Source organism: Thalassospira lucentensis (genome assembly GCF_001613805.1).
Classification (GTDB): Bacteria; Pseudomonadota; Alphaproteobacteria; order Rhodospirillales; family Thalassospiraceae; genus Thalassospira; species Thalassospira lucentensis_A.
This window is the reverse complement of record NZ_LPVY01000002.1, coordinates 45,115-59,236: the sequence shown is the minus strand read 5'-3', so window position 1 is coordinate 59,236 and position 14,122 is coordinate 45,115. Positions and strand designations below refer to the sequence as shown.

10 protein-coding genes are annotated in these 14,122 nt (G+C 54.3%); 7 read left to right on the top strand and 3 right to left on the bottom strand.

Annotated elements, in window-relative coordinates:
- The first annotated feature begins 4 nt into the window (after window positions 1-4).
- From AUP42_RS00670 to AUP42_RS00660, 3 genes are read left to right on the top strand one after another with little or no spacing between them, the layout of a single operon-like run.
- Entirely contained in the window at window positions 5-1,123 is a 1,119-nt protein-coding gene (locus AUP42_RS00670) for an efflux RND transporter periplasmic adaptor subunit (protein ID WP_062947925.1), read from the top strand.
- On the top strand, window positions 1,123-4,236 hold the full coding sequence (locus AUP42_RS00665) for an efflux RND transporter permease subunit (RefSeq protein WP_062947923.1): 3,114 nt from the start codon (window positions 1,123-1,125) through the stop codon (window positions 4,234-4,236). The genes AUP42_RS00670 and AUP42_RS00665 overlap by 1 nt, the downstream gene beginning before the upstream one ends.
- Window positions 4,237-4,279: 43 nt before the next feature.
- Window positions 4,280-4,690, top strand: coding sequence for a MarR family winged helix-turn-helix transcriptional regulator (locus AUP42_RS00660; RefSeq protein ID WP_062947922.1), 411 nt, complete (start codon window positions 4,280-4,282; stop codon window positions 4,688-4,690).
- 566 nt (window positions 4,691-5,256) lie between these two features.
- Here the strand turns inward: AUP42_RS00660 and AUP42_RS00655 are convergent.
- On the bottom strand, window positions 5,257-5,907 hold the full coding sequence (locus AUP42_RS00655) for a GntR family transcriptional regulator (protein WP_037992798.1): 651 nt from the start codon (window positions 5,905-5,907) through the stop codon (window positions 5,257-5,259).
- A gap of 121 nt (window positions 5,908-6,028) precedes the next feature.
- Here AUP42_RS00655 and tcuA point away from each other — a divergent pair, with 121 nt between their 5' ends.
- Both tcuA and tcuB read left to right on the top strand, forming a co-directional pair.
- A complete protein-coding gene (tcuA, locus tag AUP42_RS00650) occupies window positions 6,029-7,417 on the top strand; it encodes an FAD-dependent tricarballylate dehydrogenase TcuA (RefSeq protein ID WP_062947920.1) in 1,389 nt (462 codons plus the stop codon).
- Window positions 7,401-8,531 carry a tricarballylate utilization 4Fe-4S protein TcuB gene (tcuB, locus tag AUP42_RS00645; RefSeq protein WP_197468226.1) on the top strand — a complete coding sequence of 377 codons (1,131 nt, stop codon included), beginning with the start codon at window positions 7,401-7,403 and terminating at the stop codon, window positions 8,529-8,531. Before tcuA ends, tcuB begins: the two co-directional genes overlap by 17 nt.
- Before the next feature lie 69 nt (window positions 8,532-8,600).
- Here tcuB and AUP42_RS00640 read toward each other — a convergent pair whose 3' ends face one another.
- Both AUP42_RS00640 and AUP42_RS00635 read right to left on the bottom strand, forming a co-directional pair.
- On the bottom strand, window positions 8,601-10,010 hold the full coding sequence (locus AUP42_RS00640; RefSeq protein WP_062947916.1) for a sensor histidine kinase: 1,410 nt from the start codon (window positions 10,008-10,010) through the stop codon (window positions 8,601-8,603).
- Window positions 10,007-10,669, bottom strand: a complete 663-nt coding sequence (locus AUP42_RS00635) for a response regulator transcription factor (RefSeq protein ID WP_062947915.1) — start codon at window positions 10,667-10,669, stop codon at window positions 10,007-10,009. Before AUP42_RS00635 ends, AUP42_RS00640 begins: the two co-directional genes overlap by 4 nt.
- A 243-nt stretch (window positions 10,670-10,912) precedes the next feature.
- On the opposite strand from AUP42_RS00635, the gene AUP42_RS00630 reads away from it, so the two are divergent.
- Entirely contained in the window at window positions 10,913-12,013 is a 1,101-nt protein-coding gene (locus tag AUP42_RS00630; RefSeq protein WP_062947913.1) for a Bug family tripartite tricarboxylate transporter substrate binding protein, read from the top strand.
- 124 nt (window positions 12,014-12,137) lie between these two features.
- Entirely contained in the window at window positions 12,138-14,117 is a 1,980-nt protein-coding gene (locus tag AUP42_RS00625) for a tripartite tricarboxylate transporter permease (protein ID WP_062947911.1), read from the top strand.
- Window positions 14,118-14,122: the final 5 nt, after the last annotated feature.

Genomic DNA, 14,122 nt, shown 5'->3' with positions numbered 1-14,122 from the left:
CGCTATGAGGCGCAAACGGCTATTTCTTTTTGGTGCGGTCGCATTGGCAACTGTCGGGGCGATCGGGTTTGCTGTTCTCTCGCAATCTGCACCCGGCGAAGCGTCGGCGGCGACAGATCCGCGTGAAGCACCGGTTTTGGTGAAAGTTGCAAGGGCGGCGGGTGTTCATGGGGCTGAGCGTTCTTTCACGGGCACCGTTGCCGCGCGGGTTCAAAGCAATCTGGGATTTCGCGTGCCGGGCAAGATTGTCGAACGTTTTGTCGATGTCGGACAGCAGGTCGAAGCGGGGCAGCCTTTGATGCGACTTGACGAGACGGATTTGCAGCTTGCCCTGACGGCAAAACGCAATGCGGTTGCGGCGGCGCGTGCATCTTTTGTTCAGGCGCAGGCAGACGAAAAAAGATACGCAGCACTGGTCAAGGACGGGCTAGCGGCCAGTCGGCAACGTTATGAACAGGTCAAGGCGATCCGCGATACGGCACAAGCTCAATTGGCCGCTGCACAAGCGGACGCGAAAGTGGCCGAAAATGAAGCAACCTATTCCACATTGTTAGCCGATGCCGATGGAACAGTGGTTGCGACACTTGGCGAACCGGGGCAGGTCATCGCTGCGGGGCAAACCGTCGTTCAGCTTGCCCATGCCGGGCCGCGCGAGGCGGTTATTGCCCTTCCTGAAACGATCCGCCCTGAAATCGGATCCGTGGCTATCGCCAGTGTTTATGGACAGAATGAAGCGCACGGGAACGCGCGTTTGCGGCAGATATCTGATGCTGCCGATCCGCTGACGCGTACCTATGAATCCCGCTATGTGCTTGAAGGTAAAGCCGCCTCAGCGCCACTTGGCGCAACAGTGACGGTTTCGATTGCCAGCCAGAGTCAGCAAGCAGGTGTCGTGGTGCCGATTGGAGCGGTTCTTGATGATGGCCGTCGCACGGGTGTCTGGACGATCACGCAGGATTCCGCGTCTGTGCAGTTTGTACCGGTACAGATCAGGAAGCTTGGGGAAGAAACCGCAATTGTCACCGGGATCAATGAAGGACAGGAGATTGTTGCCCTTGGCGCGCATCTTCTTGCGGACGGTAGCGCAATCCGAACGACCCTTCAAGCAGAGGCGGCGAACTGATGCGTTTCAATCTTTCCGCGCTCGCCGTTCGCGAGAGAGCCGTCACATTATTCTTTATCATTCTGCTTGCCGCCGCCGGGATTTACGCCTTTGTAAATCTGGGCCGGGCGGAAGATCCATCCTTTACCATCAAGACGTTGACGGTGACAGCCGCATGGCCCGGAGCAACCGCGCGTGAGATGCAGGACCTTGTCGCTGAGCCGTTGGAAAAGCGGGTTCAGGAACTTGCGTGGTATGACCGCGTGGAGACAATAACGCGCCCCGGATATGCCTTTCTTACCGTTACATTGAAAGACAGTACGCCGCCGTCAGAAGTTGACGAAGAGTTCTATCAGGCACGCAAGAAACTGGGGGATGAGGCCCGCAATCTGCCGTCCGGCGTCTTCGGCCCATTCGTTAATGACGAATATTCGGATGTAAGTTTTGCCCTGTATTCCTTGCAGGCTCAGGGCATGCCGATGCGTGATCTGGTCCGTGAGGCCGAAACGATCCGTCAAGACCTTTTGCATGTTCCCGGCGTCAAGAAGATCAATATTCTTGGCGAGCGGGCCGAACAGATTTTTGTTGAATTCTCCTATGCGAAGCTGGCGACACTCGGCATATCGATGCAAGAGATTGCGGGTGCTTTGCAACGCCAGAACACCGTTACGCCAGCCGGTTCAATCGATACACGCGGGCCACAGGTCTTTCTTCGGTTTGATGGTGCCTATAACAGTATCCAGACCATCGCGGATACGCCAATTGTTGCCGGTGGCCGTACGCTCAAGCTTTCGGATGTTGCAGAGGTTCGTCGTGGGTATGAAGATCCGCCGACCTACATTATCCGTCACAACGGTGAGCCGGCACTCCTGTTGTCAGTCGTGATGCAACAGGGCTGGAACGGACTGGACCTCGGCGAAGCACTGGAAGACCGGTCTGCTGCCATCGCAAAGACATTGCCGCTTGGCATCAGCTTCGAGAAGGTCAGTGACCAGGCCGTGAATATCAACGCGGCCGTGGGCGAATTCATGATGAAATTCGCCATGGCGCTTGGGGTTGTGCTGCTGGTGAGCCTGATCAGTCTTGGCTGGCGGGTCGGGATTGTTGTTGCGGCTGCTGTTCCGCTGACCCTTGCCGTTGTCTTTCTGATCATGCTGGAAACCGGCAGGTTTTTTGATCGGATCACGCTTGGTGCGCTTATTCTGGCGCTTGGCCTGCTTGTCGATGACGCCATCATTGCCATCGAGGTCATGGTGGTCAAAATGGAAGAGGGCATGGATCGCATCAAGGCCGCGGCCTATGCCTGGAGCCATACCGCAGCCCCGATGCTTTCAGGTACACTGGTCACGATCATTGGTTTGATGCCGGTTGGTTTCGCCAGTTCCAGTGCCGGTGAATATGCCGGTAATATCTTCTGGATTGTCGGTTTCGCGCTTATTGTCTCCTGGCTTGTGGCGGTGATTTTCACGCCCTATCTTGGTGTGAAGATGCTGCCGGCGATCAAGCCGGTCGAAGGTGGCCATCACGCGATCTATGACACACCGAATTATCGGCGTCTTCGCGGGCTGATCCGTTATGCCGTGCGTCACAAATTCCTGACATGTGGCCTTGTTGTTTTTGCCTTCCTTCTCTCCGGGGCCGGAATGGGGCTTATCAAGCAGCAATTCTTCCCGACGTCGGATCGCCCCGAAGTGCTGGTTGAGGTGCGCCAGCCCGAAGGGACGAGCATCGAAACCACAACGGCAGCGGTCGAGAAGATTGAAAACTGGCTGCAACAACAGCCCGAGGCAAAGATCGTTACCAGTTATATCGGGCAAGGCGCGCCACGCTTCTTCTTTGCCATGGCGCCAGAACTCCCTGATCCATCCTTTGCCAAGATCGTGGTTCTGACACCGGACGCAGAAGGGCGGGAGGCATTGAAACATCGCCTTCGGAAGGCCGTATCCGACGGGCTTGCTCAGGAAGCCTATGTCCGTGTTACGCAATTGGTGTTCGGCCCCTATACCCCGTTCCCCGTCGAGTTTCGCATTACCGGGCCTGACCCGGAAAAGCTTTACGAGATTTCCGAAAAGGCGCTGGAGATCATGCGCAAGGTTCCCGATGTCCGGCAGGCAAATCGCGACTGGGGCAACCGTGCGCCGGTCCTGCGCTTCACGCCGGATCAGGATCGTCTCAATCTGATTGGTCTGTCACCGGCCGAGGCGGCACAGCAGATGCAGTTCCTTCTGACGGGGATTCCGGTGACGCAGGTTCGCGAAAATATTCGCAATGTACCTGTCGTGGCACGCAGTGCCGGGGAAACGCGTCTTGATCCTGCCCGACTTGCAGATTTCTCGCTGATGAGCCGGGACGGACAGCAAATTCCGCTCGATCAGATCGGAAGAACCGAAATACAGCTCGAAGAACCGATCCTGAAACGGCGTGATCGCACACCGGTGATCACGGTCCGCTCTGATATCAACGAGGCAACGCAGCCGCCAGAGGTTTCAAAGCAGATTATGCAGGCATTTCAGCCGCTGATTGCTTCTCTTCCGGTTGGGTATCGAATTGAAATGGGCGGGAGCATCGAGGAGTCAGTCAAGGCAAACAATGCCCTTGCGAAAATCTTCCCGGCAATGATTGCTGCGACCCTGATCGTTATCATCCTGCAGGTCCGGAGCCTGTCGACAATGACCATGGTCATGTTGACCGCACCATTGGGGCTTGTCGGGGTTGTTCCGACACTGATCGCCTTCAATCAACCCTTTGGTTTCAACGCCATTTTGGGATTGATCGGGTTGGCCGGGATTTTGATGCGCAACACCCTGATCCTGACAGAGCAGATCAAGGATAACCGCGCCGCGGGGCTTGATGACTATCATGCTGTTGTCGAGGCAACGGTCCAGCGTGCGCGACCGGTCATCCTGACGGCTCTTGCGGCTGTACTGGCCTTTGTTCCTCTGACGCATTCGGTGTTTTGGGGGTCCATGGCTTACACGCTTATTGGGGGGACTGCTGCCGGGACTGTTCTGATCCTGCTCTTCCTGCCTGCGCTTTATGCTGTTTGGTTCCGGATCAAACCGGCGTCTGACATGGAATGGGCTCCTGCAAACATTGGCCTCCATGAAAAACACCCGAATAATGCAGCAGAATAAGGGAAACCCGTCGGGGACAAAACCGATACAGGCAAACGGCGACATGCCGTTATCCGGACGCTTCTGCTTTGTTTTGCAGCGGATCAACCGCGTGATTTCAAGGCGATTTAACAGCGTCTTGCAGCCGATCGGAATAACCGGTTCGCAATTGATGATTTTGGATGCCATCGGCTTGGATAGCGACCTTCGTCAGAAAGATCTGGCAGAGCTGCTTGGAAAGGATCACGCCACGATTACGGCCAATCTTGCGCCGTTGGTGCGACGTGGATTGGTTGTTCGGGATGAAGATCGGAAGGACCGTCGTGCCCATAGGATTGAACTTACCCCGGATGGGGCGAGTCTTCTGGGGCAGGCACGTGAGCTTGTGGAAGGATTTGAAGCGGACCTAGGGTGCCGTATTTCCGGTGAACATGCACTGGTCGAACTTTGTCGCGCCTTGAACAGATTATCGTAGCGTTTATGTCGCATTGCAGAGGAGAGCCAACTTTACAGGAATTTGGCTTTGGTCGGACGAAAAGGGAGAAACTGAAATGTTTCAGCGGTTATGGAAAAAGTGTCAGAGTTGCATAGGAAAGTTTGAATGGATTGATGATCCAGAGGGGGATTATCTGCTTGATCTCGAGCAAAGAATTCATCGTCTTGAGAGGGATGTCACCCATCTGAGACAAGCACATTCGGATTCAAAACTTCAGTCCGGGAAGTAGAGACCGGAAAATAATTGGGCGGATCTGACAGGCAGGCCGAGTGTACCGACTTTCATTTTTTGAGCCCATAAAAGTGACCGCGGGAGAAATGTCATCTTTTCTGTCAATCCTTGTCAACTTATCTGGCAATCGGAGATGCTAAGTGGTTGGTTTAAAAGAAAGTCGGATGTCACCTTTTGTGGCACATGACAGTGGTTACAGAGCGTAATTACTGCTCCATTGCCATCAGTTTCCCATGTGAAATCAGTTTGAGCAGTTGTCCCCCGAATTGTAATAATTCGGGGGTATACGACCATTCCAGTCTTAACTGGGCTGGTTATTCACGCAGTAGCTTTATTCTTAACCTCTGTGCGCTTCGGATGTGATGTCTTGCATCGGTATCGGCCTGATCGGCGTTGCCGGACCGGATGCTGTCGATAATGTTCTTATGTTCCTGATAGGCACTTTCGGGGCGACCGTCATATTGAAGCGTCGTACCGCCCAGAAGCGCCATTGAATTCGATAAAGAATTAAGTGCATCAATAAGATAGCGATTATTCGCCGTTCGATACAGCGCCTGATGAAACAGCCGGTTTGCTTCTGCAACTTTCACCGGGTCCTGCCCGTTTTTCAGCATCAGTTCATTCAGATCTTCCAGTTCGGCGATTTCAAGCTCTGATGCGTGGCGCGCGGCATAGCGGGCGGCTGTTCCTTCCAAAACTTCGCGAATTTCATACAGCTCGATCACTTCGCGATGATCGAGCTCCTTGATGACGGCCCCGTGTCGCGGCATGTGGATCAGCAGCCCATCACTTTCCAGACGCCGAATGGCATCGCGCACCGGGGTGCGGCTGATTCCAAACCTTTCAGCAACTTCCACCTCGCGGATTCGGGTTCCCGGCTTGAGTTCGCCATGCTGGATGGCTGCCAGAAGCTTTTGATAGGCAACTTCCCCACGGGGCTGGTGATCGGCGGAATCTGGGCTCATGAGAAGGCACCTGCTTTGTTCTGTCTGGTTTTTAACTTGACACAAGCATGCTGAAATCTCAAGTTTGGAGACAATTGTATACAAAAGTATCCATTAAAATACGAAAAGAGGTGGAGACGCCGTGAAAACTGAATCCGATCATTATGATGTCCTTGTCGCGGGCGGCGGGCAGGCGGGGCTGATTGCCGCGATCGTCGCTGCGGAAGAAGGCGCGCGCGTCTGTCTGCTGGAGGGGGCACCCAGAACCCATCGCGGCGGGAATACCCGCCATACCCGCAATTTGCGACCCATGCATATTGGCCCCTTGTCGGTTTTGAGCGGCACTTATGACGAGGCGGAATACTGGGATGACCTGATGCGGGTGACCAAGGGGAAAACCAACGAAACACTCGCCCGCATGACCCTGCGCCAATCAACAGAAGCCGTTGACTGGCTCGAGGCGCGCGGTGTGCAGTTCCAGCCGCCACTTGGTGGAACCCTGCATTTGGGCCGAACGAATGCGTTCTTCATGGGCGGGGGCAAGCAACTGTTAAACGCCCTTTATCGGCATGCCTATAAGCTTGGTGTTGAAGTTCATTACGATGCGATGGTCACATCCGTAGAGATTTCGGAAGGAAGATTTAAAAGCCTTCAGGTGGGTGATCACACCATTTCGGCAAATGCGTTCGTTGCGGCAGCCGGCGGATTTGAAGCGAATATCGAGTGGCTGAAAGAGGCGTGGGGCGACATTGCCGAAAATTTCCTGATCCGGGGGACGCCCTATAATCGTGGTGATTTGCTGCGCATGCTGCTTGATGCCGGGGCCCGGCAGATCGGGGAACCCAATCAGTGCCATGCGGTGGCAATTGACGGGCGCGCGCCAAAGTTTGACGGCGGAATCTGCACGCGGGTTGACTGCGTGTCGCTTGGCATTGTGGTGAACAGGAATGCCGAGCGATTTTATGATGAAGGCGAGGATTTCTGGCCAAAGCGATATGCGATCTGGGGCCGCCTTGTTGCGGACCAACCTGATCAGATGGCCCATGTGATTATTGACCAGAAGGCGCGTGGTGCCTTTATGCCCCCCGTTTTCCCGGCCGTGGTCGCCGATACGATTGGCGAATTGGCCCAAAAGATCGGTCTGGATCCCGCGACGCTTGAGAAAACCGTTGCCGACTATAACGCGGCGGTTCAACCGGGAAAGTTTGATCATACCGAACTGGATGGGGTTCATACCAGCGGGCTTGTGGTGAACAAGACCAACTGGGCGCGGACACTCGATCATCCGCCATATAGCGCCTATTGCCTGCGGCCGGGCATCACATTCACCTATCTCGGGGTGGAAGTCAGCGAAAAGGCGCAGATGCAGATGGCCGACGGGACCGAGAGCCCGAACATCTTTGCTGCGGGTGAAATTATGGCCGGAAACGTTCTGGGCCAAGGATATCTTGCCGGGATTGGCATGACGATTGGAAATGTGTTTGGACGAATTGCAGGAAGGGAGGCTGCCGATTATGCGCTCAACCGATAAAACAACCGAAGCCGCCCGCGTGATGTCGATCTGCAATGCCTGCCGTTATTGCGAGGGACATTGTGCCGTTTTCCAAGCGATGGAACTGCGGTTGGAATTCAATTCCGATACGCTCGATTATCTGGCAAACCTTTGCCATAACTGCGGGGCCTGTTATCACAATTGCCAATATGCGCCGCCGCACGAATTTCAGCTTAACGTTCCGGCCGCGATGGCGGAGCTCAGGCAGGAAAACTACGGCGTTTATGCGTGGCCGGGCTTTATGGGCAAGCTGTTTACCAATAACGGTCTTTGGGTCAGTTTTCTGTCAATCGTTGTGATCACGCTTTTTCTGGGCGGAACGGCCATTCTGACCGGGGATGATTTCTTTTCAGCGCACGAAAACGCATTTTACGGCGTGATTTCGCATGATGTCCTGGCCGCAATGTTTGGTGCGGTCGGTGGATTTGTGCTGCTTGCGCTGGCGGTTTCGATTGGTAAATTCTGGCGGACAATGAATTTGCCAAGTCCTTTCAGGCTTGATTATCCCCGCGTCATGCAGGGGATCAAAGATGCTCTTTCGCTGAAATATCTGGATGGGGGTAACGGGCAGGGATGCTCGTATCCAAGCGAAACGCCCTCCATGGCAAGGCGTTGGTTCCATCAGATGACATTCTGGGGCTTCATGCTGTGCTTTGCGGCCACATCGTCGGCCACGGTCTTGCATTATGGCTTCGATCTTCCCGCACCTTACGGATATTTGAGCCTGCCCAAACTGTTTGGCATTCTGGGAGGACTTGGTCTTATTGTGGGGCCGGCGGGGCTGCTGATCCTGAAGGCCCGGGCAGATGCCGCCCCGAAAGGCAAAACGAACAAGGGTATGGATGTCAGTTTTCTGGTTCTGCTGTTTTTGACAAGTCTGACCGGACTTTGCCTGATGTTTGTGCGTGATACGCAATATGTCGGGGTGATGTTAAGCATCCATCTTGGTGTTGTGATGACGCTGTTTCTGTCCATGCCATATGGCAAGTTTGTGCATGGTTTTTATCGCCTGATCGCGCTGATTGTTTTTGCGGTCGAAAAGAACGATCACAAGCAGGTGGTCGGCGTTTGTCCGGACAAGAAAGCGGCCTGAACGTCAAAAGACAAAAGACCGGCGCACGACGTGCCGGTCTTTTGTCTGCAACGAGACAGATAAAACCGGTTAGCGCGGGAATGCAATCCGCACCTTGAGGCCGACACCGTCTTTGCCGTCTTCAAGGGACATAACGGCCTGATGTGCGTTGGCAACTTCTTTGACAATAGCCAGTCCAAGGCCACATCCTTGCCCGTTTTGCTCATCAAGGCGCACGAACCGTTCCAGAACCGTATCGCGGTCTTTTTCCGGGATACCGGGGCCGTTGTCTTCAACCTCCAGAACCGGACCTACTGCAACGCCGCGACCAATGACGCGAACCGTCACAATCGTGCCGGGAGTGCCATATAAAATGGCATTCTCGATCAGGTTGCCAAGCATTTCCTGAAGCAGAACCTCGTTTCCTGTTTCAATTTCACAGTTCATGCCCTCGCTTTGATCATCGAAACCAAGATCAATATCGTGGCGGATCGCATAGCGAACCATCCCGGATGTCACCGAGGCGGCAAGGGCCAAGAGGTCGGTCTTCTCGTAGCGGACAGCCTTTCGGCCTTCCGGTGATACCCGCGCGAGGTTCAGAAGCTGGTTGGCAAGTCTGGCCGTCTGACGGGTTTGACTGACGATACGTTCAAGAGCTTGACGGTCTTGTTGGTCGCTGGCATTGCGCAAAGCCCATTCGGCTTCGGCCTGTACTGTCGCAAGCGGGGTACGTAATTGGTGTGATGCATCGGCGATGAAACGCTGATTGGCCGTGATTGAGCTTTCCAGACGTGCCAAAAGTGCATTTAGAGATCTGACGACCTCGGTGACTTCCTTGGGCATGGCATGGCGAATTGGCCGCAAATCATCAGTTGATCTACGGCGGATTGCCTGTTGAAGGCGTCTTAGGGGGGCAAGTCCGCGTGAAACGCCGACCCACGCGAAAACGCCGCCGAGAAACATCAAAACCAGAAAGTCAGTGGTCGATCCCAGAAGTTCGTCATAAATCAGATTATCGCGTTCACGACGGGTTTGGCTGACATCAATGGTGACCCAGCCATAGATGTTCGACGACGGATTGGAAACCAGATATTTCATGGTTACCGCGCGTACGTCCTCGTTACGATAGTGTGCGTTATAGAAATGGGGGACACCCGGTTCCAGAGTAATGCCAGCGGGCAATCGCGGCAGACCAGAATCCCCCGTCACAAACGCCCCGTCCGGACCCTGCACCCGGTAATATGTGTTTTCGCGGGTGAATTGCTCGAGCAGCAACTCGATATCACGCGATAGCAAATCGCCCCTCGAATTGATTGCGTGTTCGGAAATCGTTACCGCCAGTGCAACCAGAAGCCGGTCCTGAATACGATTGGCCATTTCGCTGACAGTCAGATAGTTTTTGGCCAACAGCCCGAATGCCAGCATTAATCCAGGCAGCAAAAGCCAGCGCAGGAGCCTTGCGCGCAATGATGTTGATATGGCGGTAGCGTTTTCGGTCATTCGTCAATCATATAGCCAAGTCCGCGAATAGTCCGGACTTCGACATCACCTGATGCAATTTTTTTGCGCAGGCGGCTGATGTAAAGCTCGATGGATTTTACGCTGGCCTCATCATCAAAACCGAACAGATGCAGGGCGATTTTTTCCTTGCTGATCACCTGGCTTACGTTCAGCAGCAGGATTTCCAGCACACCACGTTCGCGCGGTGTTAGCGAAACGGGCTGTCCATCAATCGTGACGGACCGGTCCACCGAATTGAATGTCAGTTTTCCAACCGTAATGGCGGGATTACGCTGCCCGATATTGCGCCGCAAAAGGGCACGTGCCCGGGCTTCGAGTTCCGACAGCTCGAACGGTTTGACCATATAATCGTCTGCCCCGGCATCCAGACCGGCGACACGTTCATCCAGATTGCCGCGGGCGGTCAGGATCATGACGGGTAAATTGATTTTGCGCGCGCGCACGGTTTTCAGAATTTCAATCCCGTCCAGTCCCGGAAGCGACAAATCGAGAATCAGAAGATCGAAGGTTTCTTGCAGAACAAGTCGAAGAGCATCTTCGCCATCATGAACCAGATCGACAGCATGATCGGTCTGCCGTAGGGCAGCAGCGATTTTGTCAGCCAGAACAAGGTTATCTTCTACGATCAGGATACGCATTCTGCCTAAATAACACCGAAAACGACTTCGAAAATGAAAAATTTGACCCTAGACAGCAAACTGACAGCTTTTTCGTTTAGATTTTGCATCATAGGCAAACGGCACTCCCGGCAACGACCGGTCAGAAGAACAATAACAGCCGAAAGCCTGAATGGGAGGAAATCGACACTTGATGCCTGTCTGTGCGTCACGCGCTTCTTCCTTCCGTTCGAGAGAAAACAACCGTTATGGAGGGAAAGCCCAATGTCATGGGGAAAAACCGTTAATCAATCATTCAAAACCGCATGTGCGGCTGCGGCAATTGCTTTTGGCTTTGCCGGTACAGCAACCGCACAGGATGCCGACTTTGCCGGGGATCGTGTCGAACTGATTATTCCGTTCGGTGAAGGTGGGGGGACTGATACCTGGGGCCGGTTCTGGGCACCGTATTTCAGTGTCTTTCTGCCGGGAAACCCGACCGTTGTCGTCAAGAACATTCCGGGCGGCGGTTCGACTTCAGGGGCGAACCAGTTTGAAGCCCGCGCCAAACCTGATGGATTGACTGCTATCGGAACTTCCGGCTCAACCCAGTTTCCGTATCTGTTGCGCGACAAACGCGTGCAATATGAAATGCGTGACTGGCGCGTGGTTTTGGCTTCGCCGACGGGTGGTGTTGTTTATGTGAATTCCGATCTGGGTCTTAAGTCGGCTGCTGACATGAAAGCACTTGAAACCGTCAAGTTGCGTTATGGTAGTCAGGGGGCGACATCCCTTGATCTGGTTCCGTTGCTAGCGTTCGAACTGCTGGGACTTGATGTCGATGCCGTGTTTGGCATGAAAGGCCGCGGGGCCGGTCGTCTTGCGTTTGAGCGTGGCGAAGTCAACATCGATTACCAGACTTCGTCGGCTTTTATTAACAACGTTACACCACTTGTTGATATCGGCAGCGCTGTTCCGCTGTTCTCGTGGGGGGCGATCGACGATGACGGCAATATCGTGCGCGATCCTTCCTTCCCCGACCTGCCAAGTTTCCCGGAAGCATATGAGATGATGAAGGGTGAAAAACCTTCGGGTCCCGCCTGGGATGCTTACAAAGCCTTTTTCATTGCCGGTTTCCCGGCTCAGAAAATGGTCTTCCTGCCAAAAGATACGCCTGAGGAAATCGTGCAAGCCTATCGTGAAGCGGCACAGGCCGCAACCGAAGATGAAAGCTTTGTCGCCGATCGACAGGCAACGCTTGGCGAATACAAACAGATCGTTGGCGAGCCTGCAGAGCGTATTTTCCGCATGGCTGTGAACGTTCCAGAAGAAGCCCGTGAGTGGGTGCAAAAATGGCTGACCGATAAATATTCGGTTCAGTTCTAACTGAAAATCTGAAGTCTCCCGTTTCCTGATCGGGGTGGCCTTGTCCACCCCGCTTTTTTCACCCTGCGACTGTCTGGTCGTTTCAAGGGAACGGGCGAACTTTGTCTTTTGACGGAGTTTCCTGATGCTTGATGCAATGATGACGGCACTGTCTCATTTCGCGCAGCCAACCCATCTGATCTATCTTTTGCTGGGGGTTGGAATGGGCATGATTGTTGGCATTCTGCCCGGTCTGGGCGGAATTGTCGGGCTGTCTCTTCTGTTACCTTTCATTTATGGCATGGACCAGATTTCGGCACTTGCCATGTTGATCGGTCTTGTTGCTGTTATCCCGACCTCGGATACCTTTACATCTGTCTTGATGGGGATACCGGGATCAAGTGCATCACAAGCAACAGTTCTTGATGGGTTTCCTTTGGCCAAAAAAGGCCATGGTGCCCGTGCGCTGGGGGCTGCATTTTCGGCATCCTTGGTCGGGGGACTGGTGGGTGCTGTTATCCTGACCGGCTTTGTCGTGATCGCGCGGCCTCTGATCCTGGCATTTGGTTCGGCCGAACTCTTTATGCTCGCTGTTCTTGGCCTGTCGATGGTCGGCGTTCTTGCCGGTAAAAGCCTGCCTAAAGGCGTGATTGCTGCGGGCCTTGGCTTGCTGCTGGGGGCGCTTGGTGCGGCTCCGGCCACCGGCGAACTCCGCATGAGCTTTGACTCTGTTTATCTGATGGATGGTCTGCCACTCGTCATTGTCGGGCTGGGCATGTTTGCGTTCCCTGAAATCATCGACCTGTGCCGGCAAAATCGATCTATTTCTGATCAGGGCACCCTTGGTCTGGGGTGGCGCGACGGCGTTCGGGATATGATCCGTCACAAATGGTTGTGCCTGCGGTGTGCCGGTCTTGGCAGTATTGTCGGGGCGCTGCCCGGGCTTGGCGGAAGTGTTGTCGACTGGATCGCCTATGGCCATGTCGTCCAGACCGCAAAAGACAAATCGCAATTCGGCAAGGGCGACATTCGCGGTGTTCTGGCACCGGAAAGCGCAAACAATGCCAAGGAGGGCGGCGGGCTCGTTCCCACCTTGCTGTTTGGTATTCCCGGATCGGGCAGCATGGCCGTTTTTCTTGGTGGTATGGTCCTGATTGGTCTTGAAGCTGGCCCAGCAATGGTTGGGCGCGATCTTGATATCACCTACACGATCATCTGGTCGCTCGCGATTGCCAATGTGGTTGGTGCTGGTGGTGCATTGCTGATTTCGCCTTTCGTCTCGCGCCTGACGACAATCAAATACGGTTACCTTGCGCCGTTCATGATTACGGTGATCTGCTTTGCCGCGTTTCAGGCGACGCGTTCCCTTTCCGATATGATCGCCTTGTTGGTGCTTGGTGTTCTTGGCGTGCTGATGAAACGCTTTGGCTGGCCTCGCCCGGCGTTTCTGATTGGTTTTGTGCTCGCATCCAACACGGAAACCTACCTTTATCAGGCCTTGCAATTCTACAACTGGGAATTTTTGACCCGTCCAGGTGTGGTAATTATCGCGGCTCTGACAGTCATTTCCGTTCTGATGGGGATGCGAAAACACCCGGTAAATCCGGTTGAAGAAGAAGAAAGCAGCCATTCCCACAATCCGAGACGCTGGCCGCAAATCTTGTTTGCGGGCGTGCTTCTGGCGTTCTTTGCGTTCGGAATTTGGGATGCAACGCAGCATTCCTTCCTTGGCAGTGTCTTTACCGGTGCGGTTTCGGTCGTGATGTTTGTCGTTTCGGCGATTTTGATCTGGCAATTGATTGTATCGCCACCGTCCCATGCGGCCAATTTTGATCATGAATTTGACCTTGAACATCAGGACGTGAAGCCGACCGCAGGTCTTTGGCACTACGTTCTTTGGGTTGCCGGAATGGTGGCCGCAACCGCCGTGTTTGGGTTCCTGATTGCGATTACCGGGTTCTTCATTGCCTTCCTTCGGGTCAAGGCAAAGGCATCGTGGCTTCGGACGTTGCTTTTAACCGGGCTTGCGATTGGCGGGCTTTGTGTTCTTGCGTGGTCTCTGGTTCTCGATTTCCCGGCCGGGATACTTCAGGACCTGATTGAACTTCCCTGGCCGCTGGGGTGATCGAC